This is a genomic window from Pelomicrobium sp. G1 (genome assembly GCF_051905455.1).
Taxonomy (GTDB): domain Bacteria; phylum Pseudomonadota; class Gammaproteobacteria; order Burkholderiales; family UBA6910; genus Pelomicrobium.
In genome coordinates this window covers 113,098-136,537 of sequence record NZ_JBQACR010000005.1, presented here as the reverse complement: position 1 = coordinate 136,537, position 23,440 = coordinate 113,098, and the positions used below count along the sequence as shown (strand labels likewise).

At 66.5% G+C, this 23,440-nt stretch carries 12 protein-coding genes and 1 tRNA gene; 10 read left to right on the top strand and 3 right to left on the bottom strand.

The features are described from left to right. Nucleotides 1–52 precede the first annotated feature (52 nt). The 9 genes from acpP (at nucleotide 53) to ACTFO6_RS06995 (ending at nucleotide 8,480) form a co-directional block, all read left to right on the top strand. Nucleotides 53–289, top strand: coding sequence for an acyl carrier protein (acpP, locus tag ACTFO6_RS07035; protein WP_333839287.1), 237 nt, complete (start codon nucleotides 53–55; stop codon nucleotides 287–289). 42 nt (nucleotides 290–331) lie between these two features. Continuing rightward, the gene (gene fabF / locus ACTFO6_RS07030) at nucleotides 332–1,570 is read left to right on the top strand and encodes a beta-ketoacyl-ACP synthase II (protein WP_439933739.1); all 1,239 of its coding nucleotides are present in this window, start codon (nucleotides 332–334) and stop codon (nucleotides 1,568–1,570) included. Nucleotides 1,571–1,625: 55 nt separating this feature from the next. Next, entirely contained in the window at nucleotides 1,626–2,444 is an 819-nt protein-coding gene (gene pabC, locus ACTFO6_RS07025; RefSeq protein ID WP_439933738.1) for an aminodeoxychorismate lyase, read from the top strand. Further along, complete coding sequence (gene mltG / locus ACTFO6_RS07020) at nucleotides 2,437–3,444, top strand: endolytic transglycosylase MltG (protein WP_439933737.1); 1,008 nt, start codon at nucleotides 2,437–2,439, stop codon at nucleotides 3,442–3,444. Before pabC ends, mltG begins: the two co-directional genes overlap by 8 nt. 32 nt (nucleotides 3,445–3,476) lie before the next feature. Further along, complete coding sequence (gene tmk, locus ACTFO6_RS07015) at nucleotides 3,477–4,106, top strand: dTMP kinase (protein ID WP_439933736.1); 630 nt, start codon at nucleotides 3,477–3,479, stop codon at nucleotides 4,104–4,106. Then, nucleotides 4,103–5,131 (top strand): DNA polymerase III subunit delta', encoded by a 1,029-nt coding sequence (gene holB / locus ACTFO6_RS07010; RefSeq protein WP_439933735.1) that lies wholly within the window; start codon nucleotides 4,103–4,105, stop codon nucleotides 5,129–5,131. The genes tmk and holB overlap by 4 nt, the downstream gene beginning before the upstream one ends. Before the next feature lies 1 nt (nucleotide 5,132). Next, the gene (locus ACTFO6_RS07005) at nucleotides 5,133–5,930 is read left to right on the top strand and encodes a TatD family hydrolase (RefSeq protein ID WP_439933734.1); all 798 of its coding nucleotides are present in this window, start codon (nucleotides 5,133–5,135) and stop codon (nucleotides 5,928–5,930) included. Then, nucleotides 5,927–6,565: an ankyrin repeat domain-containing protein gene (locus tag ACTFO6_RS07000; RefSeq protein WP_439933733.1), complete on the top strand. Its 639-nt coding sequence runs from the start codon at nucleotides 5,927–5,929 to the stop codon at nucleotides 6,563–6,565. The genes ACTFO6_RS07005 and ACTFO6_RS07000 overlap by 4 nt, the downstream gene beginning before the upstream one ends. A 310-nt stretch (nucleotides 6,566–6,875) precedes the next feature. Further along, nucleotides 6,876–8,480 (top strand): diguanylate cyclase domain-containing protein, encoded by a 1,605-nt coding sequence (locus ACTFO6_RS06995; RefSeq protein WP_439933732.1) that lies wholly within the window; start codon nucleotides 6,876–6,878, stop codon nucleotides 8,478–8,480. 11 nt (nucleotides 8,481–8,491) lie between these two features. On the opposite strand, the gene ACTFO6_RS06990 is transcribed toward ACTFO6_RS06995, so the two are convergent. Both ACTFO6_RS06990 and ACTFO6_RS06985 read right to left on the bottom strand, forming a co-directional pair. Further along, nucleotides 8,492–8,926, bottom strand: coding sequence for a DUF1178 family protein (locus tag ACTFO6_RS06990; protein WP_439933731.1), 435 nt, complete (start codon nucleotides 8,924–8,926; stop codon nucleotides 8,492–8,494). Nucleotides 8,927–9,012: 86 nt separating this feature from the next. Beyond that, a tRNA-Leu gene (locus tag ACTFO6_RS06985) sits at nucleotides 9,013–9,098 on the bottom strand. A 457-nt stretch (nucleotides 9,099–9,555) separates the two neighbouring features. On the opposite strand from ACTFO6_RS06985, the gene ACTFO6_RS06980 reads away from it, so the two are divergent. Continuing rightward, entirely contained in the window at nucleotides 9,556–9,786 is a 231-nt protein-coding gene (locus tag ACTFO6_RS06980; RefSeq protein WP_439933730.1) for a hypothetical protein, read from the top strand. On the opposite strand, the gene ACTFO6_RS06975 is transcribed toward ACTFO6_RS06980, so the two are convergent. Continuing rightward, a complete protein-coding gene (locus ACTFO6_RS06975; protein WP_439933729.1) occupies nucleotides 9,770–23,404 on the bottom strand; it encodes a DEAD/DEAH box helicase family protein in 13,635 nt (4,544 codons plus the stop codon). The two genes, ACTFO6_RS06980 and ACTFO6_RS06975, sit on opposite strands and share 17 nt — an antisense overlap. Between the last annotated feature and the right edge of the window lie 36 nt (nucleotides 23,405–23,440).

Below are 23,440 nucleotides of genomic sequence, written 5' to 3'. Positions count from 1 at the left end.
TGCTCATCCTGCGCAACATCGAGTGTCCGCAGAAGGGAAGGGAAGAACCCATATGGAAAACGTAGAGCAGCGCGTCAAAAAGATCGTCGCCGAACAGCTCGGCGTCAACGAGGCGGATATCAAGATGGAGTCCTCCTTCGTCGATGATCTCGGCGCCGATTCCCTAGACACCGTGGAGCTGGTCATGGCGCTCGAGGAGGAGTTCGAGTGCGAAATCCCCGACGAGGAGGCGGAAAAGATCACCACGGTTCAACAGGCCATCGAATACATCAAGTCCCGCCTGAGCTGATTTTCCCGTTTCTCTCAGACTCACCACCGTCCAGGAGCCGCTGTGCGTAACCGCAGGGTCGCCATCACCGGCCTCGGGATCGTTTCCCCGGTGGGAAACACCGTGGACGAAGCCTGGGGCAACATCGTCGCCGGCCGCTCCGGCATTACCCGGATCACGCGCTTCGACGCTTCTCCCTTCGCCAGCCAGATCGCTGGGGAGGTCAGGGGCCTCGACGTGACCAAGTACCTCTCGCCCAAGGAGGCGCGGCGCATGGATCTGTTCATCCATTACGGCATGGCCGCCGCCATCCAGGCGATCCAGGACGCGGGGATAGAGGTCACCGAGGAGAACGCGGAGCGCGTTGGCGTCAACATCGGTTCCGGCATCGGGGGGCTGCCCCTCATCGAATCCACCCACACCGAGATGCTCGCCTCGGGGCCGCGGAAGATCTCTCCGTTCTTCATCCCGGCGGCCATCATCAACATGGTGGCGGGCAACCTGTCCATCATGTACGGATTCAAGGGCCCGAACTTGGCCATGGTGACGGCTTGCACCACCGCCACTCACTGCATCGGGGACTCGGCCCGGCTGATCGAGTACGGGGACGCGGACGTGATGATCGCGGGCGGTTCCGAATCCACGATTTGTCCGCTGGGGGTCGGCGGCTTCGCCGCCGCGCGCGCCTTGAGCACGCGCAACGACGACCCGGCCGGTGCCAGCCGTCCGTGGGACAAGGAACGGGACGGCTTCGTCCTGGGCGAGGGCGCAGGCGTCCTGGTGCTGGAGGAAATGGAGCACGCGAAAGCCCGCGGAGCGCGCATCTATGCGGAGCTTTCGGGTTTCGGAATGAGCGCCGACGCCCACCATATGACCGCCCCGTGCGAAGATGGAGAGGGGGCAGCACGATGCATGCTGAACGCCATGCGCAACGCCCGGGTAGGCCCCCAGGACGTGGACTACATCAACGCCCACGGGACCTCGACGCCCCTCGGAGACATCGCGGAGACCGTGGCGATCAAGCGGGCCCTGGGCGAAGAGGCGAAGCGCGTCGCGGTGAGCTCCACCAAGTCCATGACGGGACACCTGCTCGGCGCCGCCGGCGGCGTCGAGGCGGTATTTTCGGCCTTGGCGGTGTACCACCAGGTCGCTCCCCCGACTATCAACCTGCACCAGGTGGACCCCGAGTGCGACCTGGACTATGTGCCGAACGTGGCCCGGGAGATGCGCATCCGGGTGGCCCTCTCCAACTCCTTCGGCTTCGGCGGCACCAACGGTACCCTGGTCTTCTCCCGGGTCTGACCGGACCCGGGCTCGAGCCCGCCGGGATCCCCGATTCCCTGACCGGGGGAAAGCGATGCAGGGCTTCTACCTGGTAAACGGTCACGAAGCCGGGGGCGTCGATCCCTCGGATCGAGGGCTAGCCTACGGCGATGGGGTGTTCCGCACCCTGCGCTTACGGAACGGCATGCCCCTCGAGTGGTCTTGGCAGCACTGCCGGCTTGCCCGGGACTGCGCTGCGCTGGGCATCGAATGTCCGGGGGAAAAGGTGTTGCTGGAGGAATTGCGCCGTCTCGCCCTCCGCTTCCCGGACGGGGTGGGCAAGATCGTGGTCACCCGAGGGCCCGGGGCGCGAGGGTATGGGCCTTACCCGGCGGGCTCCCCCACCCGGATCGTCAGCGTCGGCCCCTCGCCGGTCTATCCCGCTTCCTACAGGGAGGAGGGGGTGCAAGTGCGGGTGTGCGCATTGCGCCTGGCCTGCCAACCCCGCCTGGCGGGAATCAAGCATCTTAACCGACTGGAAAACGTCCTCGCCCGGGGGGAATGGCGGGATTCCGCCGTGGCGGAAGGGCTGCTCCTGGACGATGGGGGACGGGTGGTGGAAGGCACCATGAGCAACCTGTTCTGCGTGCTCCATGGTCGCCTGGTGACCCCCGATCTCAGCCGTTGCGGGGTCGAAGGAGTGCAACGGGAGCGGATCATGGCGTTTGCCCGTGCCGCGGGCATCCCCCTCGAAGTGCGGGATCTGACCCTGGACGAACTGCTCACCGCGGAGGAAGCTTTTCTCGTAAACAGCGTCATCCGGCTGTGGCCCATCGCGACCCTGGAGAATCGGACATGGAAGCCCGGAGCGCTTACCCGGCGCATCCAGGCGGAGGTGTTCAGCGATGGGTAGGCGTGGTCTGCGGCTCGGCGCATGGCTCCTCGGGGGTGTCCTCCTGATCCTCTGCGCCGCAACGGCCTGGATGGGGGCACGCCTGTTCCTGCCGGCCGAGCTGGCCCGCCCCCCCCAGGAGTTCGAAGTGCGCCCTGGGGCAAGCTTGCGCACCGTTGCCAGGGAATTGGCCGCGGCGGGGCTTGTGCCGGACGCTCTAAGCTTCGTTACGCTGGCGCGCCTGCTCGGCCGGGAGGGCAGCATCAAGGCCGGAAGCTACGAGTTCAGCTCCCCCGTCTCGGCGTGGGAGGTGCTGCAACGGCTCACCCGCGGCGATGTTGCCCTGGCGGAGATCACCATCATCGAGGGCTGGAGCTTCAAGCAGCTCAGGAAGGCGCTGGACGAGCATCCCGGGCTGCGCCACGATACCGCAGGCCGTTCCGAAGCGGAAATACTGGCGGCGGTGGGCGCAACGGAGGCTTCTGCCGAAGGGCTGTTTTTTCCCGACACGTACTACTTCTCCAAGGGTTCGAGCGACGTCCAGATCCTCAAGCGGGCCTATCACACCATGCAGCGGCACCTGGAACGGGTCTGGGCCTCCCGGGCACCAGGCCTGGCCGTCTCCAGCCCTTACGAGGCCCTCATTCTCGCTTCCATCATCGAAAAGGAAACGGGGGCGGAAGCCGACCGGTCCATGGTCTCGGGGGTTTTCCACAATCGCCTGCGGCTGGGCATGCGGCTCCAGAGCGATCCGACCGTGATCTACGGCATGGGTGAGGCCTTCGACGGGAACCTGCGCAAGAGGGATCTTTCCAGCGATCACGATTACAACACCTACACCCGGCCGGGGCTTCCACCGACGCCCATCGCGCTTCCCGGCCTCGCTTCGCTGGAGGCTGCCGTCCGGCCGGCTCAGACCCGGGCGCTCTATTTCGTCTCCCGGGGCGACGGCACCTCGGAATTCTCCGAGACCCTGGCCGACCACAACCGGGCTGTCAACCGGTATCAGAAACCACGATGAAGCGCCAGCGCTCGGCGTTATTGGGAAAGGGAATGGGTATAGTGAGCGCGTGGGGGAAATTCATCACCCTGGAAGGAATCGACGGAGCGGGGAAGAGCACCCACATGGATTGGATCCGGGATTTCCTCCAGGGCCGGGGGGTGCCGGTGGTCATGACCCGGGAGCCGGGGGGCACACCCCTGGGCGAGGCGTTGCGGGAGGTGATCCTGCACCAGCCCATGGCAGCGGAAACCGAAACCCTGCTCGTCTTCGCCGCCCGATGGGAGCACCTCGTCCGGGTCATCCGCCCGGCCCTGGCGACAGGCCGTTGGGTGGTCTCCGATCGGTTCACCGATGCCACTTTCGCCTATCAGGGCGGAGGCAGGGGGGTGGCCGACGAGAAGCTAGCGGCGCTGGAAGCCTGGGTTCACCCGGACTTTCAACCGGACCTCACCCTGCTTTTCGATGCGCCGGAAGCCCTCGCACGGCAAAGACGAGGCGAAGGGCGGAAGAGGGACCGTTTCGAGGGGGAGGAGGAGGCTTTCTTCGCCCGTGTTCGGGAGAAATACCTGGCCCGGGCGCGACGTTACCCGGACCGCATTCGGGTCATCGATGCCACGCGGCCGATCGAGAGTATACAGAAAGAACTCGAAGTCATTCTTTCAAGTCTTGTGAAAAATTGATTTTTCCTTGGCAGGAGAGCTTCTGGAAGGAGTTTCTGGACCGGTACCAGGACCGCTGGCCCCATGGACTCCTTTTCAAGGGCCGGGAGGGGATCGGCAAGCTCCACTTTGCCCGCGCGTTGGCACGCTACCTTCTTTGCGAGAACCGTTCCGGGCAAAAGGCTTGCGGCGCCTGTCCGGGTTGCCATTGGTTCGACCAGGGCAGCCATCCAGATTTTCGCGTGCTTGAGCCCGAGGCAGAGCCGCTCGCCGGGGAGAGCGAGGAGCCGCGCCCGGGCGGCGGCTCCCGCCGACCCAAGCGGCACGTCACCATCGACCAGGTCCGCAGCCTGGAGGGATTCCTGGAGGTCTCTGCCCACCGCCAGGGCTACAAGCTTGTGCTCATCCATCCGGCGGAAGCGCTGAACGCGAGCGCCGCCAACGCTTTGTTGAAAACTCTCGAAGAACCACCGCCCAACGCCCTGTTTTTTCTAATATCGCATCGCCCAAGGCAACTACCTGCGACGGTGCTCAGCCGCTGCATACCAGTCCACCTGCCGGTCCCGGAAACGGCCGCTGCCGCCGGCTGGCTGCGGGACCAAGGGGTGGCCGAGCCGGAGGTCTGGCTGGCGGAGGCGGGGGGAGCGCCGCTACGGGCCGCCCGAGCAATCGACGAGAGCTACTGCTCCCAACGCGCTGAAGTCATCCGGATCCTGTCCTCCCCCACCGCCATCCGGCCGGCGCTGGACGCGGAGCGCCTGGACCGGATCGATCCGCCCCAACTGGTGGAATGGGTGCATAAGTGGGTCTACGACCTGATGACATGGGAGGCCGCGGGCACGGTCCGCTACAATCAGGACGCCGTGGCTGGGATCCGGCGCCTGGCCCCGGCGGCGGATCGGCTCAAGGCCGCCGAGATGGTATCGACCCTGTGCGCCGCCCGCCGGCTGGCGTGGCACCCCCTCAACGCCCGCTCCTTCATTGAGGATCTTCTGCTCACCTATCGCGGTCTGTTCGACCGGGATGCCCTGAAACCGCAAAGCTAACGTGTACGTCGATTCCCACTGCCACCTGGATTTTCCTGAGCTCTCCTCCCGCATCGACGAGGTGTTGGCCCGCATGCGGGAGAACGGGGTCGGCTACGCCCTGTGCATCAGCGTTACCCTGGAGCGGTTTCCCCAAGTGCTGGATCTCGCCGAGCGGTTTTCAAACCTGTATGCCACCGTGGGCGTGCACCCGGACGAGCAGGACGCCCGTACACCGTCCGTTTCCGAGCTCGCGGAAATGGCGGGACATCCCAAAGTGGTGGGGATCGGCGAAACGGGTCTGGATTATTACCGCCTGCAGGGCGATCTGGAATGGCAGCGGGAGCGCTTCCGTATCCACATCCGGGCTGCGCGCCAGTGCGGCCGACCCCTCGTGATCCATACCCGCAACGCCGCGGCGGACACCCTGCGGATCATGAAGGAGGAGGGCGCGGAGAAGGTCGGCGGCGTCATGCACTGCTTTACCGAAAGCTGGGAGGTGGCGCAGGCGGCGCTAAGGCTGGACTTCTACATCTCCTTCTCGGGAATCGTCACGTTCAAGAACGCGGGCGCGCTCAAGGAAGTGGCCCGGCGCGTCCCCCTAAAGCGCCTGCTGATCGAGACGGATTCTCCCTACCTGGCCCCGGTTCCCCACCGGGGTAAAAACAACGAGCCGGCCTACGTGGTCCACGTGGCAGAAGAAATCGCCCGCCTGAAGAATGTACCCGTTCCCCGAATCGAGGAAGCGACGACGGAAAACTTCTTTCGCCTGTTCCGTATCTCTCCATTCCCGGCTGGACAGGCGCCGGAGCGATCATGAAAGCCGCCTGGAAACTGCTGCTGGCTGCATGGCTGCTCGGCACGGACCCCGCCGGAGCGGCTAGCGTCTACGAGGAGCTGCTGGCGGCCACCCAAGCGGGCGAGGTGGCCAAAGTGAATTCCCTCCTGGAACGGGGGGCTTCCGTGGACACGGTGGATGAGCTGGGAACCTCGCTTCTTGGAATCGCGGCCCGGGCGGGACACGAGCAACTGGTGAGCCTGCTCCTTGCCCGGGGCGCGAAGGTGGACCTGCCCAATCGTTTCGGCGATACCCCCATCATGCTGGCGGCGCTCCATGGTCATACCGCCGTGGTCAAGCAGCTTTACGCCCAGGGGGCTCGTATCGACCGCAGAGGCTGGAACCCGTTGATCTACGCCGCTACCGGAGGCCACGCGGAGCTCGTCAAATTGCTTCTCGCGCTGGGAGCAGAGGTCAATTCGTCTTCCGAAAACGGGATGACCGCGCTCATGATGGCGGCTCGGGAAAACCATCCGGATGTCGTCCAAATGCTGCTCGCCCATGGTGCCGATCCAAATCTGCGTAATGACTCCGGACGCGCGGCTTTGGATATCGCGCTGGAAAGGGGTCACGGAAAGATCGTCGATCTGCTCAGGTCACACGGGGCTAAACGTTAGTTAACCTTTTGGGCAGCCCAACGCCTTACACAAGCGGTATGCCATGCCTACACCCGGCGGTCCCGACTCCTCTACGCCTGAGCCGATGTTCGTCCCGGCCCTGCTGTCAGGCCTCGCCGCAAACGGTGTGCCCGGGCCAACACCCGGCGGCGAAATAATTTAACGTAATATACATTATACGCATTATGGTGGCGTCAGCGGCTTGAAGGAAAAGGTTTACGGCAACTGGCACAGAAACTGCCTCGCCAAGAAGGACCTTCCTCCGAACGCAATTTCACTCGATTAGAACACCTACGGCGGATAAACCACATTGGCAGCTGACAACACAACAGCGGCGCAGAACTTGATCTACGATCGGGTTTCCGTCGATCGAGTCGGATTGTTGCTCCGCACGACCCCTTTGGCGGCGCTGGTGAGCTTGTGCAATGCGGCCCTGGTCGTTTATGTGCTATGGGGCAGTCTGCCGAAAATTGCCTTGTTGGGCTGGTTTGCCGCCTTGGCGCTGGCCTTCGTCGTCCGCGCGTCCCTCATGATCGCCTTCAACCGCGTGCGACCCGGTCCCTCTAGAATCGGCCGATGGGAGCGCAGGATCATCGCCGTGATGGGGATCATCGGGCTATGCTGGGGTGTCCTGGGGAGCGCGCTGTTTCCGTTTTCTAATCCGGTTTATCAGGTGCTCGTAGTCTGCACGATCGCGGGCATGTCCGCCGGCGCCTTGATCCCGGCTTCTCCGGTCTATCCCGCCTATGCCGTCTATCTGGCGGGCGCGGTGGCACCCTTGGCGACCACCTTACTGCTGCTTGGCGGAGAAGTGTTCGCACCCATGGGATTTCTCGCCCTGGTCTACCTGACGGCGCTCCTGGTGTTCGGATACCAATCCCATCGGACGCTGGTGGAAAGCCTCTGGCTCAAGTACCAGCGTGACGAGCTCGTTCGCCAGCTCACCGAGGCCCACCGGCAGACCGAGCAGGCGAATCGGCAACTGCAACGGGAAATCGTCGAACGTCGACGCGCCGAAGAGGTGGAGCGCCAAGACAAGCAACGCCTCATGCTGCACGTCTTGAATTCCCCGCTGGCGGTCGTCGAGTGGGACGAGCGGTTTCGCGTGGTCGCCTGGAACCCTTCGGCCGCCAGGGTTTTCGGCTACACCGAGCCCGAAGCGCTCGGTCGCCCTTTGCACGAACTCGTGATCGGCACCCCCGACGCCCAGCAGCGGATGGGCGCCCTGTGGAAGAACCTCGTCTATCGGACCGGCGGTGATCGGGTGGAGCAGGAAAACATCACCAAGGATGGGCGGCAGATCCTGTGCGAGTGGTATAACACGCCCCTCATGGATCATGACGGGCGGATGATAGGGATAGCTTCTCTGGTGCAGGACGTGACCGATCGGCGCTTGCGGGAGGCCGAAATCATCCATAAGGCCTACCACGACCAGCTTACCGGGTTGCCCAACCGTGTTCTGCTTTGCGACCGGCTGGCAGTCAAGCAGGTTCAGGCGCGCCGGCGCAACCTCAAGGTGGCGGTGCTGTTCGTCGACCTGGACGGTTTCAAGCGGGTCAACGACCAGTACGGCCACGAGGCCGGAGATCACGTCCTCAAGTGCCTGGCTGAGCGGTTGAAGAGCCTGGTGCGACAGGAAGATACCGTCGCCCGCTACGGTGGGGACGAATTCGTGGTGGCGTTGTCGGGAGTGTCGAAAGTGGAAGACGCCGAAGCCGTGGCGGCCAAGATCGTGCTGGTGCTTTCCGAACCTGTCACCTATCGGGGAATCCAGCTACGAGTGACGCCGAGCATTGGGATCAGTTTCTACCCCGATCACGGAAATAGCCTCGACGAGCTGTTCAGCACGGCGGATTCCGCCATGTACAAGGCCAAACAGGCCGGCGGCAGCCGCCACTACGTCCTGGCGTTATAGGTGGGGGCGGCTCAATGCAAATCCCCAGGGCTGGGGATCGGGATCTGCACAACGGGTATGCCCTCCTCCGCCAGCGCCTCGGCTTCCTCCCGCTGTGCAGTGCCGCGGATATTCCGTGGCGGGGCTTCCCCGTAATGAATACGCCGCGCTTCTTCTGGAAATCGTTTTCCTACGTCTTCGCACTGATCAAGAATCCGGCTCAGCGCCGCCTTAAGAACCTCCGCAGGACAGAGCGGCTTTTCCGGAAGCCCCGAGGCCGCACCCGCCTTGTCGCCGGTTTTCGTGTTGATGTGGGGGGTCGAAGGCAAGCGCTCGATGTTGCTGCTGTCACCGCAAACGGGACAGCTAATCAATCCCTTTTCTTTCTGGGAAGCGAAGGCTTTCGCACCGGGAAACCATCCCTCGAACCGGTGCCCCAGCACACAGACCAAATCGTAGACGATCATGATCTTAAAATTGCGGTCACATGCCCTTGATCAATTTGACGGCAAGCGTCGCGGGGTCCTTGACCCAGCCATCCATTGCTTCCATTTGGTGCCCGGAGCCGGACTCGAACCGGCACGGGCGAGGCCCGAGGGATTTTAAGTCCCTTGCGTCTACCAGTTTCGCCATCCGGGCAGCCGGAAGCCTTGCCGAATCGCACCGGCACCTCCAGGCTCATGGGCGCCCTGTCGATTCACGCGTTTTTTATTTTAACGTAACTACTTAGGGATTGAGGGGAAACGTTATGCAAAAAAACCGCAGGAGAATGCGCACTGGCTGCAGCAATCGCTCGCTCGCCAGCGCGCCGGGGCATCGAGTGTTCTTGGAGGCGGGGGTCGGAATCGAACCGGCGTCCACGGCTTTGCAGGCATCGGACGTTTTCTTATGTCTCAAGGGCTTGCGCCGTTTTCACTTTCTCAATTGCCGCGATTTTGGCGCTTCTAAGTGATTCTTTTGCCGCGGTTTCCAATCGGGTTGAGAAAGTGGTTTTCGGCAGAATCCGGCCCATTCCGGCCCTGGAAATGACCCTATTCTGCGCTGTTATACTTCCCGCGTGCGCAAACTCTGGTCCGGCGCCGTGTGGGTCGCCGGCATGCTCGGCCTGCTGATGTCGCCCTTCGTCGGGATCCTGATCTTGGCCCTCTGGATCGTCGCGTCCCTGTGGATCGCGGAGAAGCTGGGCGTGCACTTCGTCGCGGTGCTGATCGTCTCCGCTCTGCTGATCGCGGGCGCCAACCTCTTCCTCAACGGCGCCCCGCGCTCGATCTCCTGCCCGCCCGACGACTACCAGTGCACGGTCGCGCCGTCTAGTTACCCCCGCTGACCCGGCGGGGCACCCGGGACTCCTCCAGATAGCGCCCGATCTCCTCGTAGCGGCGCTTCATCTCGTCCCGGTACTCGTCGATCAGCGCTTGCCGCTGCGCCTGGCCGAGGCTGCGGTCCTGGAGCCTGAACCTGAGGCGGATCCTCACCTGTTCCAACTCGTGGGCCATGCGCCGCAGGTTCTGCGCCCGGGTCTTCTCCGGTTCGAGCGCGTAGAGGTTCACCCCCACGGTGCCGAGGATCGCCTGCTCCAGGGTCGCCCGGGGCTGCCCGTACTTGTCGGTGGTGCCGGTCAGCGCCTGGATGAGCTTGCCGCCATACTGCTTGTCCACCAGCCCCGAGGGCGAGACGAAGCCCCGCGAGCTCACGATGGGCGGCATCATCATGTCGTAGAGGTAATTCACCAGCGCCACCGCCTGCCGCGCCGGCGGGTCGCCCGGCTCAATGATGGGCCGGTCGGTGAACGGGTCCAGGCCAGTTTTCACGGCGGTCACCAGGTCGGTGATCGGGCCGCCGAAGAGGCCCACCGTCTGCGGGAGCTTGCCAAACTCCCCGCCGAACGCCTGACCGAGGGCCTCGGTCCACAGGGTCCACGGGAAGAAGTAGCCCAGGTCCACCACCTGGAGCCGCCCCTGATCGTCGCGAAACGGCAGCACGGCCACGTGACCCCGCTCCTGGAGCCAGTCGGGCAGCGCCTTCTTGAGCTTGTCCAGCAGCGTCGATTCGATGCCCAATGCCTTCTTGAGCCTGCCCGGCACCAACGCCTTCGCCGCCTCCTGGGCCCGCTCCAAGAAGTCGTCGTCATCGTCGTCGAAGGCCGCCAGCGCCGCGTAGGCCAGGGCGTAGTAGAGCCCCACCCACGGCAGGAAGCGCTGGGGATGGAGCAGCGCCACCTCCACCAGCCGCGGGAGGACCTTGTAGTGGAAGGTGAAGAACGGCACCCCGATCGGCGCGTTCCGGGCGTAGCGCACGCTCTGCGGCACGAGGGAATAGTCGAACAGCCACTTCTGGGCCTCCAGCGCCGCCTCCCACTCGGTCATGCCCTGGCGCTCCATGGCGTCCATGATCTTCATGGTCTTGCCCAGCGCTTCCATCATCTGGTAGGCGTCACCCGCCGCATCGAGCACCACCGCCGCCGCGTGGCGGATGACCCGGATCGGGTTCCAGCCCCTGGCGCGCCGCTCCAGGTCGAGCAGGTCGCGCTTGATGCGGTAGAGCTCCTGGGTCGAGAACGTGCTCTCGGTCACCCCGTACTTCTTGGCGATCTGCCAGTACTGCCCCCCTTCGGCGATCTGGCGCACGACCCGGAACAGCAGTCCCGGAATCCGCCGCAGCGGCACCCCGGAGAGCTGGAGCAGCACCATGTTGGAGACGAAGTTGCGCACCTGGGCCGGCGGGTTGAGGGAGACCTTGGACGCCTTCCAGAGCTGCGTGAGCTTGGTGCCGATCCCCCCGTAGCCGAAGACGCTCTGGAACCAGGTCGCGTCCTGGGGCAGCAGGTCGTGGATGCCCAGGATGTCGTCGTAGATCTCGCGCCGCACCCACATGCCGCGCAGCCGCCCGTAGCGGGCGGTGTTGGGGATCTGCTTGTACTCCTGGTAGGCGCTGGCGAGCTCCCCCAGCGCCTCGTCGGCGACCTGATCCATGCGATCCGCAGCTGCCCTAGCCTTCTGCGCCGTCTCCGCGTCCTGGTAGTTCGCCTGCTTGCGCAGCCGCGCCGCCTCCACCTTGAGCCAGTAGGCGGAGACCGTGCGGCCCTGCCATTGGACCAGCGACTTCGGCAGGACCCAGTTCTGGTTCTGCGAGATCTCCTCCAGCCAATCGAGCAGCGCCATGTCGCGCATGGGCTTGGCGACGGCGGTGGCCGAGAGGAACCCGGGGTCCGTGATCTCGCCGAGGAGCACCCGGCGGATCTCCTCCGGGATGTCCTTGCGCCGCTTCAGATACCCCATGTCGGAGGGCTTCTTGCCGCTGCCGAGCGCCTTCCAGTCGGCCTCCGAGAGCAGATACTTGAGATAGACGCGGGGCAGGTACGAGCCCCGGTGGGCCTCCCGGGCTTCCTCGGAGAGGAGTCCCCGCGCGACCAGGGCATCGCCCACGCTCTCGATGTAGCGCTTGGTCGCCACCGCCTGCGCCCGCACGGTCTCGTCCTGGATGCCGGTGGGGCTGGCGTCCCGCGTCGTGAGGTAGTCGTAAACCGCCTGCCGGTCGGCCTCCGAGGCCGAGCCGAAGACCTGGCCGATCTTCTTGGCGATTTCGTCCACCCGGGCGATCACGCCCAGCGTCTCGTAGCGCTTGCGCAGATACGCCTGCTTATCCGGGAGCTTCCCCAAGGGGTCCATGGCCGCGTCGAGCCGGCCGATCAGGCGGCGTACCCGGGCACGATAGCCGGGGGCCTGATCGGAGGCGTCCTGGGTGCGGGAGACCCGCGAGAGGCGCGGGCCTAGTGACTCTTTTCGCCCGGCTTCTGCTCGTGGCTCAACAACCGGTAGCTGTCGATCAGCGCTTTCAGATCCCGCTTCTCGTCCGGCGAAAGCTCCTTCTCCGGGCGGGACGGCTCCAGCTCGGCGTTGCGCTCCTTGAGCCGCTCTTTGCGTGTCTTCTTCATGGTCGGCTTCCATTCTAGCACCGCGGGCAGCCAAGTACCGGTCGGCGCTGAGCACCCCGTCCATCTGCACGGCCGGGTCGCTGGAGTAGTTGAGGAACGTGGTGCCCAGCTTGCGCCAGAAGGGCCGCGCGTCTTCCTCCCCTTCGCCCACGGTGATGTCCACGATCCTCAGCTCGGCCCCGGGCTCGTTGGTGGCAAGGATCGCCGCCACCGTCTTCTCGCCCCAGCCTTTGCCCCGCTCTGCGCGCCGGATCTCGATGTTCCAGAGCTCGGTGAAGTTCCCGCTCGCCTTGTCCTGGGAGAGGAGCGCCTGGCCGACCGTCACCGGCTTCCCGGTTCGGGCGGTCGCTGCCATGTCCAGGATGTCGAAGGCGATTCTGCGGGTCTCGGCGTCCTCCTCGCGCACCACCGGGCGCCACAGGGCAATCTCCCGGTTGTGGTACTGGGGCAGCCCGGCCCGGTTGGGCCGCTCCACCATGCGGCGCTCGCGCAACGCGGCATCGGACCGGTTCCGGGACAGCCGGATGCTCGCGACCTGCGGCTCGCCCGTGTCCGGATCGACGGCCTGAGAGACGCCCTCCCCCTTGACAGCGGCCACCATGCGTGCGAATCTTTCATTGACGTCGGGCGGCGGCTGGGACGCGACGGGTTCGTCGCGCCGGAATTGACCGGACACACCAGGGTCCTGGCCTACTACCCCGGCGTTTTCTATTTCCACCGCCTGCACGAGATAGAGGCGCGTGCCTTGTGCGGGAGCCGCGAATTCTTTCGCCATGATCTTCACGCGCAGCACCTCACCATCGAACGGCATCGGCACGTCGAAGTGATGAATGGCACCAACGCTCCTGGCATCTGCCGCTTGCTTTCCTGGCCGGGTCAACCGCTTGGTCGCCAGACGGAAAAGCGTGTCCAGGTTGCCCAGCGCCTGATAGTGGGCCTGGGGCGACACCGAACGCTCGACCACCGACTTGCTCAGCATCTTGGCAAACGATTCGCCTGAGACGGTGGCGACGATGCCGGTCTCCAGATTGGTCATGGGCTTGCCGACCAGCTCGCCCCGTAACGCCTTGACCTGATCGGAGCCGCGCACACGGCGCAGGGTTTTTTCCAGGGCGGCAAGCTCCCAATCCCCGAACCGTGCCTTGAACTGGGGCGTGCGGACCCGGACCCATTGCGCGTAGGCGAGCTTGGTCCTGCCGGCCGCCCGCTCGCGCTCGTAGGCCTCGCGCCCCCCGTAGGCCCGCTCCGTGGCGGCGAACTCGGCCGCGTCGTCCTCCCCGGTCCGGGAAAGGACCATCGTCGCCGATGCGCTGAACAGGTGGGCCGTCGGCGCCGGCTCCCGCGAGTAGCGCAAGGCGCGCGCGACGAGCGCCCGCACCTCGGTGTCGGAGATCCTGAGCCTGAACCCCAGCCGCCGCAGGAAGCGGCGGAAGGCGGCCACCAGCCGCACCCACACGCTGTCGGAAAGGTTCTCACCGCCCAGGTCGGCGAGCGCCTCCTCCACCGCCCGGACCTTGCTGAGATGGCGATCGGCGGCGCGCAGCTGCTCCGCCCGCCGGCGCACGCGGGCGTTCGCCAGGTAGATCTCCATCAGCACGGCATCCAGGGCCTCGCCCAGCAGGGCGCGGAGCCCGCGGTGGGTCGCCTCGTGCAGCAGCACGAACTCGGCGTGGGCCTCGTCCTGCAGGTTCTCGGCGAAGAGATACACGTCGCCGTCGTGGAACGCGCCCGCCGTGTCCTCATCCGCGCCCTGGCGCCGGATCTCGTCGCGCAGCTCGGCGGGCGCGTCCTCGATCCGGGCGAGGACATGGATGTTGGGCCGGTTCTTCCAGGAGCGGGTGCGCGCCTCGACCAGCGCCCGCACGTCCTCCGCGGCCATCCCGAAGACGCTGGCCCGGCCGCGGGAAAACCTTGGCTCGATCCCCCGCGCCCGCAGCGCTTCGGCGAGCTCCCGGCGCATGGCCGGGGTGAGCTCGATGGCCCCGCCCTGGGCCTGGAGCTTGCGTACCACCTCGCTATGCTCGCGCCGCGCCCGCTCCAGCTCCGCTTTCTTGGCGAAGGGCTTGGCGAGCTCGGCCCGCACCCTCTCCAGCTCGGCCAGTTCCTGGCGCTCCCGCTCCTCGATGGCGTCCCGCTCCCGCGGCAGGTGCCCGATGGCGTTGTCCAGCCGCTGGATGAGCCCCGCGGGCTTGAAGTCGTCGCCCTCGGCATAGACGGCGAAGACCTTCCAGCTCTTTCCGTCCAGGCTCCACTCGCCGTAGAGCTCCTTGCCGGTCATCGGCGTGGAGAACCCGAAGTAGAAGCCGCGATAGCGGCCGGCCGCCTCCGCGCTCGCCCCCTTGCCCCGGGCGAGGGCCTTCTTCACCTCCGAGAGCAGGGGCTCCAGGAGCTTCTGCCGGTCGGTGATCCTCTGCCCGCCCACCTCGATGGTGAGCGCCTCCTTGTCCATGGGCGGATGCCGCTCGGCGGTGACGAGCCAGGGTTCCAGCTCCTCCAGGGCCGCCTGCCTGCGCTTGGGGGCCTCGGACAGCCAGCGCTCCTTGCGCTGCAGCTCGAAGTGGACGCGCTGGTAATGGGCCTCTTCGGCCTCCAGCTTCTGCACCTCGTTGCGCAGCTTGATCTCCTCCAGGATGAGGGGATTGCCCGAGGCCGCCGCCTTCATGTCGGCGGCGCTCGCCGCCTCCCCGGCGATGTCGTCGATGGTGCGGGCGGCCTCGTCGGCGTGGCGCAGCTGCTCCACCCCGTTCGCCTTGTGCTCGATGATCTGCCACATCCGCGTGTCGTAGGTCTGGCGGGTGGCGTAGCGGTGCTCCTCCAGGGCGAAGCCCTCGGGGTCCCGCTCGTAGAGCTTGTTGCCCTGGCGGAAGCCGCGGCCGTTGCGCTGCTCCAGGTCCGAAGGCCGCCACGGGGCGTCCAAATGGTGGATCGCCACCAGCCGCTCCTGCACGTTCATGCCCGCGCCCATCTTCTCGGTGGAGCCCATCAGGACGCGGATCTCCCCCGCGTTCATGGCCTTGAAGAGCTTCGCCTTCTTCTCCGCCGTGTCGTAGTCGTGAATGAAGGCGATCTCCTTTTCGGGGATGCCCTTGGCGATCAGCTTCGCCTTCACGTCGTCGTAGACCGAGTGGCGCGACTGCAGCGCCAGGAGCTGATCCACGCTGACCTTCTGCTCCTCCTCCTGGGGCGCCTCTTCCTGCTCGCGCTCCTCGTGCGCAGACTCCAGGGAGTCGGTGTCTTCCTTGGCCTGCTGCTGGGCGAGCTCGCGAGCGAGCTTCGAGCGCGCGGAGTTGGGGATGGAGAGGTCGCAGAAAATGAGCTGGGTGCCCCGGTCGGCGCTCCACTCCCGGTGGATGCGCACCACCTCGTCCACGGCCAGGTTGATCTTGGAGCCGGGGAAGTCCGGGGCGTTGGGGTCGATCAACCGGTAGTCCAGGCCCGCCTTGCGCGCCTCGTTGGTGATGGAAAGCGCGTTGACCTTGCCGTCCGTCTCCTTGGTGAGCCGCTTGAGGTTTTCGAACTTCCAGAGGATCGAGCCCGTGTTGTAGGCCACCACCGGCTCGGACAGCAGCCGCACTCGCTCGGCCTCCGCCTCCTGGGGGCTTTCAAAAGGTCCGGCCATCACCCCTTTGCCCGGCGTCGCCACATAGAGGCCGGGCTTGCGCTCCCCTTGGGGCGGCTTCGGCAGCTCCTCCGCCGGCAGCACTTGGAGCGCGTCGTGCTTGAAGACGATCTTGCCGTCCCTGCGCTCGAACTCGGGTTCCCCGAAGAAGCGCACCTGCTCCGGGCTGCGCTCGGCCACATGCAGGATGGGCTTGCCGCTTTTGGGCTTGGGCACCGGCCAGCGCTTGCCCTGCTTCCTCGCCTGGGCCTGCAGGTCCTTCATCGTGATCACGTCGGCGAAGGACTTGTACAGGCCCATGAGCTCCGGCAGGTTCACGAACCTGGCGAAGCGGGTGGCCAGGCGGTAGCCGTTGCCGGAGGGGTGGACTTCGTACACCTGCTGCACGTCGCCATAGACCCGGGCCCAGGAGTCGAGCAGGTGGATGTTGCGGCGCTTCAGCTCCCCGTACTGGAGGTAGCGCTGCATGGTGAACATCTCCACCAGGGAATTGGACACCGGGGTGCCGGTGGCGAAGACCACCACGCCGCGCTCGGCGAAGCGCTCCTGCAGGTAGCGCACCTTCACGAACATGTCGAAGGCGCGGCCAGAGCCGGTCGGGTTGCCGAGCCCCGCCACGTTCTGCATGGAGGAGAAGTAGAAGAGGTTCTTGAAGAGGTGCGCCTCGTCCACCGCCAGGGCGTCCGCCCCCAGCTCGTCGAAGGTGACCACCCGGTCCTTCTTCCCGGACTTGTCCTTGAGCTTTTTCACCTTCCGCTCAAGCCGCTCCTTGATCCGCTCCATGTCCCGGATCACGTTGCGATCGCCCCGCTCCCGCTTCATCTGCTCGATGGCGCCGGTCAAGTCCCCCAGCATCTCGCCCAGGATCCGCTGCTCGGTCTCGGGCGGCATGCCGATCTTCTTGAACGAGGAGTGGGGCACGATTACCGCGTCCCAGTCGCCCGTGGCGATGCGGGCGAACAGCCGCTGGCGGTTTGCCTGCTCGAAATCCTTCTCCACCGCGGCGAGCACGTTGGCGTTGGGGTAGAGCCTGTAGAACTCGTCCCGCCACTGCCGCACCAGGTAATTGGGCACGGTGAGGATGGGCTTGCGGATGACCCCCAGCCGGCGCAGCTCCATGAGGGCGCCGATGATCGTATAGGTCTTGCCCGCCCCCACCACGTGGTCGAGCAGCGTCGTGCGGTCCTGGATGACGCGCCAGATGGCGTCCTTCTGGTGGGGGCGCAGCTCGATCGCCGGGTTCATGCCCGGCAGCCTCAGGTGCGAGCCGTCGAAGGTGCGCGGGCGGTGCGTGTTGTAGGTGTCGTTGTAGATGCGCACCAGCCGCTCGCGCCGGGCGGGGTCCTGCCACACCCAGTCCTTGAAGGCCCGCAGGATGTCCTCGGCCTTGCCCTGGGCGGCCCGGGTCTCCTCCTCGTTGACCACGTAGTTCGGCTCGTCCCTCGTGCCGATATTGTCCTTGACCTCGATCTTGCGCAGGTTGAGCAGCGCCTCGATCAACTGGTCCGCCGGCATCCGCTGGGTGCCCCAGGTGGACGTGCGCGCCGTGTCGCTGCCGCCCGGCGCCCGGAACGACCAGCGGCCCACCGCCGGGACGAAGGAGACCACCGCCCGGCCGCCCAGCAGGTGTTCGGCAAACGCCTCCACCACGTCCGCCGGCACCCAGGGGCTTCCCAGCCGCACGCTGATGTCCAGCGCGTCCACGTCGGGCGGCTGCACCTTCTCCAGGGCCTCGACGTTTTCCTTGAACCGGGGATCCCGCTCCGCCGCGGCCTTCGCCTGGGCGAGCTTCGCCTTCACGTTGCCGGTGAGATACTGGTCGGCGCTCTCCCACCCGCCCTCCGGGTTCTCGTAGATCAGGCCCTTGAGCTCGCGAGTCAGGGTCTGCGGATCGGTGCCGGTGATCTGGCTCATGTAGGCGAGATCCACGCCCCCGCGCTCGTTCAAGGAGGCGACCAAGGCGTCCTGGGGGCTCTCCGCATGGGCGACGCGGCTATAGGGCTGGAGCACCCGCTTGCGGAAGATGTCGGCCTTATCCGCGCTCGGCGGCTTGGGTTCCAGCCCGCGCTTCCTGGCGAGCTCGCGGGAGAGGCCCGGATCGTAGCCGGGCTCCAGGGATTCCAGCAGCGGCAGGTCCGGGTCCTCCTGGAAGGCGCGCCGGTTCGCCAGCGCGTTGATGAAGCCGTACTTGCGGACGAAACGATCGTAGGTCTCGTTGAGCTGCCGCCGCAGCTTCCCGAGCTCCGCCTCCGTGGAGTCCTCGGCGAGTTCCGCGCGCATGAGCCGGCGCAGCGCGTCGCGCACCTGCACCAGCCCCTTCACCCGCTCCGCCCCCATCTCCGAGGCCAGCTCGATCCGCTCGAATCGGCGCTTGCCCAGCGCGTCCTCCAGGCGGCGCGCGATGGCCCCGTCGGGCAGGAGGAAATAGCCCCCCACCTTCACGTCCTCGGGGACGAGTCCATCGGTATCGACCAGCACCTCCACCCGCTTCGCCGGCGGGGCGTAGCGCTTCTCCGGCAGGCGCTCGACGAACCGCGCCAGGCGCGGCTCGAAGCCTTCGCCTTCCGGCAGCACGGTGTACTCGCCCGCGCGGTACAGGCTGCCCGCGAGGCTTTCCCGGCCCAGCACGTGCTGGGGGTTCTCGCTGTAGTAGCGGCTGCGGGTGACCGTCTGGCGCCCGCCGTCTCCTGTCTCCAGGTCCACCTCCGCTACCTGGACCCAGGGCTCCCGGGCGGCCTCCTCCGGGGAGAGGGGCTTTTCGCGCTTCTGGAAGAAGAGCACGTCGGTGACCACCTCGGTGCCGGCGTTGCCCTTGAACGCCGTGTTGGGCAGGCGCACGGCGCCGATCAGCTCGGCCCGCTGGGCGATCCATGTGCGCGCAGCCGCGTCCTGGGCGTCCAGGAAGTAGCGCGACACCACCATGCCCATGAGGGCGCCCGGGCGCAGCTTCTCCAGGGTCTTGGCGAAAAAGAAGTTGTGGATCGAGAACTTGGAGAGGTCGGGGTGATTGCGGTCGTAGAGCTGCTGGTTGCCGAAGGGGGGATTGCCCACGGCCACGTCGAAATAGCCGTCCGGGATCGCCACATCCTGGAAGCCCACGGGCGTGGCGATGTCCGCCTTCTGGTAGAGCTGGCGCGCGATTTTGCCTGTAATGGGATCGAGTTCCACCCCGAAGAGTGTGCTCCTCGCACGGATCTCGCCGGGCATCAGGCCGAAGAAGTGACCGACTCCCATGGCGGGCTCCAGCACCCGCCCACCATCGAAGCCCATGCGCTCCATCGCTCGCCAGAGGGCGCGCACCACGGGGACGGAGGTGTAGTGGGCGTCCAGGATGGAGCGCCGCGCCCGCTCGTACTCCTCTTCCGTCAGGAGCTCCTTGAGCTCGGTGTGCTCCCTGGCCCACTCCCGGTTCTCCGGGTCGAACACCCCCTTGAGCCCGCCCCAGCCCACGTAGCGGACCAGGACCCGCTGCTCCTTCGGGGACGCGCGCCGACCTTCCGCCTCCAGCGCCTTCAGCAGCCGGATCGCGGCGATGTTATCGCGGTACTTGGCTTTGGGGCCGCCCTCGCCGATGCGGTCGGCATCGGTGATGGCGTAGTCGGTGGGCGGGTTTACGCGGGAGGAGCCGGGTCGATCCCGTACAGCGCCATGATCTCGTGGTCCGCGAGATGGCTGTTCTCGCCCCCCCTCCGCGCCTCGCCGAGCAGGCTCGCCTCCCGCTCGGCTTGCTCCTCCAGGCGAGCGAGGAGCAGACCCTTCGCTTCGAGCGTCTGGGTCTCCTTCGGCCAGCCCAGCGTCCAGCGGTCCGCGATCTTCTCCGCGGTCGGGCCGAGCCGCTCGATCCCCTTGATCGTCTCGGGCTTGAGCACGTGGTGGGCGTTGAGCATCGCGGTCTTCTCCTGATTCTATTGTAGCAGACCCGAACAGGGCACTCTGGCCTGCCGCCGCCTGCTGGTCGGCCTCCCGGTCGGAGCCGGTGAGCCGGAAATTCTCCCGTTCACGGTCTGCTTGGGCCCTCAGGTCTTCCTGGCGTTCGTCCTCCGCTCGCTGCCGCTCTGCGGCGTCCCGCTCGTCCTGGCGTCGCTTGAGCTCGTCCAGGGTGTAGGATTCGAGGATTGGCGACGCCTCCGCGCGATCGCGATCCCGGCCCGCGCCAGCTTCTTGACCCTGCTCTCGTTCATTGATCAGCTCCTCGATGGCGCGCATGAAGGCCGCGTCGTCCCCTTCATGCTGCACGGCCAGCCGCTCCACCGCGGCCTCGTCGATCGCCGCGGCCCGCGCCACCAGCTCCGCGTCGATCAGGTTCTCCTCGGTGGCCTCTAGCCCCTCCGCCTCCAGGATCTCGGGGACGAAGGGCTCCTCTGGCAACAGCCCGGCGTCCCGGGCCAGGGCCTCCTCGCGACGGTGGATCGACCAGTGCCTGCGGATATCATCCCATTCGTCCCGGATCTTGTCACGCAGCGCCTGGACGCCCCCGTCCACGTCCTCCAGCTCCTCCCGGGTGAGGTAGCCGTACTGACCCAACTGGCTCGCCATGTCGTCGAGCGAGAGCCCGTCTCTGCGGAACAGGGCCCCCACGAAGGGCACTTGACGGTTTCCCCGGGCGTCGCCCGTGATGTCCAGGCGCGCGTCCATCGTGATCCCGCCCAGCTTGATGGCGGCCGGGATGATGGAATCGGTCTGCGGATCGATCCGCTTCCTCGCCGCCGCCTTCCTCTTCAGGCGCTCCCGGACGGCAAGCTGCTTCTCGGACGGGCCTTTGGCTTTCGCTGGCGCCGCCTGGGCCTCCAGCTCGGCCTCGGTCTCCATGCCGCTCGCGTCGAACCCGGGCCAGTTGCGCACGGCCAGATACCACGCTTTCAAGTACGGGCGCACCGCCTCGCCCAGATCCTCCACCATCCTGGCCGCGTAGTCGGCGAACTTCCGGGCCCCTCCTTCGATGTAGTAGCCCGCCAGCTCGATGCCCGCCTGCATCATCTCGGGGTCGAGGCCCGTGTTGAGCTGGCCGAGCTTTCTCTTGAGGATCTCCCGCGCCCGCTCGGCCCGCTCCCGGGTGAAGACCTTGTTTGCGGCGCCGAAAGCGGGCACTTCTGCTTGCACCTTGATCAGGTTGCCGGATTTGACCAGCCGCGTGACCTCAAACGCTCTGAGGAAGGTGCCGCTACCGCTGTCCCTCTTGAAATGGGCGGAGTCTTTGGTGAACGTGACCGTGTATTCGGTACCGCCGCTCAGGTAGTCGAAGTCCTTGAGTAGGCGAACCCGCCCGCCGTCTTCCAGGCCGAGGCTCTTCGCCCACTGCGGCACTTCGGCGGGTCGCTTCGGAGGTTTCGGTCTGGCGGTCTGTTCTTGCGTTTCGGCTACCTCGGCTTGATCCCCCGCCGGGCGAGCTCGGCCGCGCTCGTCCGGTGCTTGCTGCTGAGCTTGGGCTCCCCGGGTTTTCGGGTCTTGTTGTAGGTCCGGGCCGCGATCGCCTTGGCCTTCTTCACGCTCACCCCGCGCTTGATCAGGCTGTCCCTGATCGCTTCGTACCGTGCCGGCATCGCGGCCTCCTTCCTTTCTGGACTTGCGCTGCCCCGGTTTCCGCTCCTCCGCCCGCCCCGTCTCGATCTTGGGGGCGCGACCGAGCGCTTTCCCCTCCCGGAGGGCCGGCTTGATGAAGGCCTCGGCGGCCTCCCGGCCAAAGGCCATGGCGTATTCGCTGGCGATGCCGTCGGCCAGCGCTCGGACCCTCTTGAGCTCTTCCCGGAGCTGCTTGCGCCGCTTGTCGGTGAGCGTTTCGTCTTTCAGGGACCGCTCGATGGCCTGGGCCGCGGCGGTGGTGTTCACGAGATCGCGCCGGACCTCGTCGTGGAAGGCTTTGAGGCGCGCCGGGTCCGCCTCCCCATCCTCGCCTGTGAGATCGCCGTAATAGGCAGAGTCCTCCGCGGGCACCGGGAAAGTGGTCTGGAAATCCCACTGGGCCCTGAGCGCTTCGACCGGCCTGCGCGTGTCGCCTTCCTTGAGCCAGCGCTTGAACGCTTCCAGCGGCATGGCCACCACGCTCCCGCGCCGCTTCGGCCCGGAGCCGTCGGAGAAGTGGGCGTCGTAGAGCGCTTGCGCCTCTGCCTGGTTCTCGGCGCCCAGCACCACCTTGTGCTCGTCGAAGCGGCCGGTCTCGGGATCGACCTGATTGACCACGAACACCGGCCCGGCGAAGTCCTCAGGGGTGCCGGGCTTCACGTAGACGTCCACCTGATCCCCGTCCTTGCCCTCGGTGCGGCGGATGTAGCCGTAGTGGGCCCGCATCGTCACCGACCAGGGGTTTCCTTCTGGATCGGTGCCGGAGCGCTGGGACCCTTCCGGGTTTTCCACGGAGATGTCGAGCCCTGCGACTCTGAGGCGGCCTTTCGGGTAATTGCCCGCCTCCTTCTGGGCGTCGGTGGGCTCGGGCAGCTCGTTCCGGGGGCTGGTCGCCGCCCGATGGGCCATCACGTCGAGGGGACCGAAGCCTGGGCCCGCCTGGACCGGGATGGGGGCGCCGCTCACCGTGGCGCCGGGTTGCTCGTGCGGGGCGGCTGCCGCTGCTCCCGTATCGGGTTTGGGTACGGTCGCACCTTTTTTGAGCACGTCCTCGGCAGAAACCGGCTCGACCCGGGGCTTGACGCCCTTCTTGGCTTGATCGGCGGGCTTGGTCTCAGTGCGCTCGGCGGGCGCCAGCGCAACAGCCACCCCGTGGGGGGTTCCCATCACGCCGCCGGCGGCCGCCCCGATGATGGCCGCTTCCTTCACGCCATCGTCCCACTTCACCCGCTCGTCGCCACCGATGTAGCGCCGCGAGAGGTTCTGGGTGATCTGGGCGAACACCTCCTCGGCCGATTCCACCCCCGCCTGCGCTCCGATGGCGGTGGCCCCCTTCACTGTGAGGCCCGCCGCGCGCAGGGCCTTGCCGAGGAACCCGGCCGCCTTCTCTGGCGGCAGGGCCTTCACCCACTTGTGGATCTTGGCGAAGGCCTCCAGCGGCAAGCGCTCGGAGAGCACCTCCAGCGCCCCTTCCGTCCAGGCGGTCGCCATGGCCCGATCCGGATCGAGCTTCTCGCGCAGGCTCTCGTCGTAGGCTTGACCGGCGGAGCCCGCCCCCAGGGTCATGAGATAGGCCGTGGCGAGCCGGGGCACGAAGGCGGCGGTCAAGAACCCGGCGATCTGAGGGGCCTGCTCGGCGAGGTGATAGCCGAGCCACAGCGCCCGCTCCCCCTCCTTGAGGTCGTCCCAGCGCTTCTGCGCCACCTTCGGGGCGGGCATCATGTCGGTCACGCCCTCCAGCGGGCCGCGCTCCAGGCGCGGGGCCGGGCCGAGCCGGGTGCCGGTGAACTGAAGGATGGGGTTGACCGCCAGGCGATTGCCCGCAGAGTTCATTTCACCGCCCGCTCCGCCGGCCAGCGGCGGCGCTGG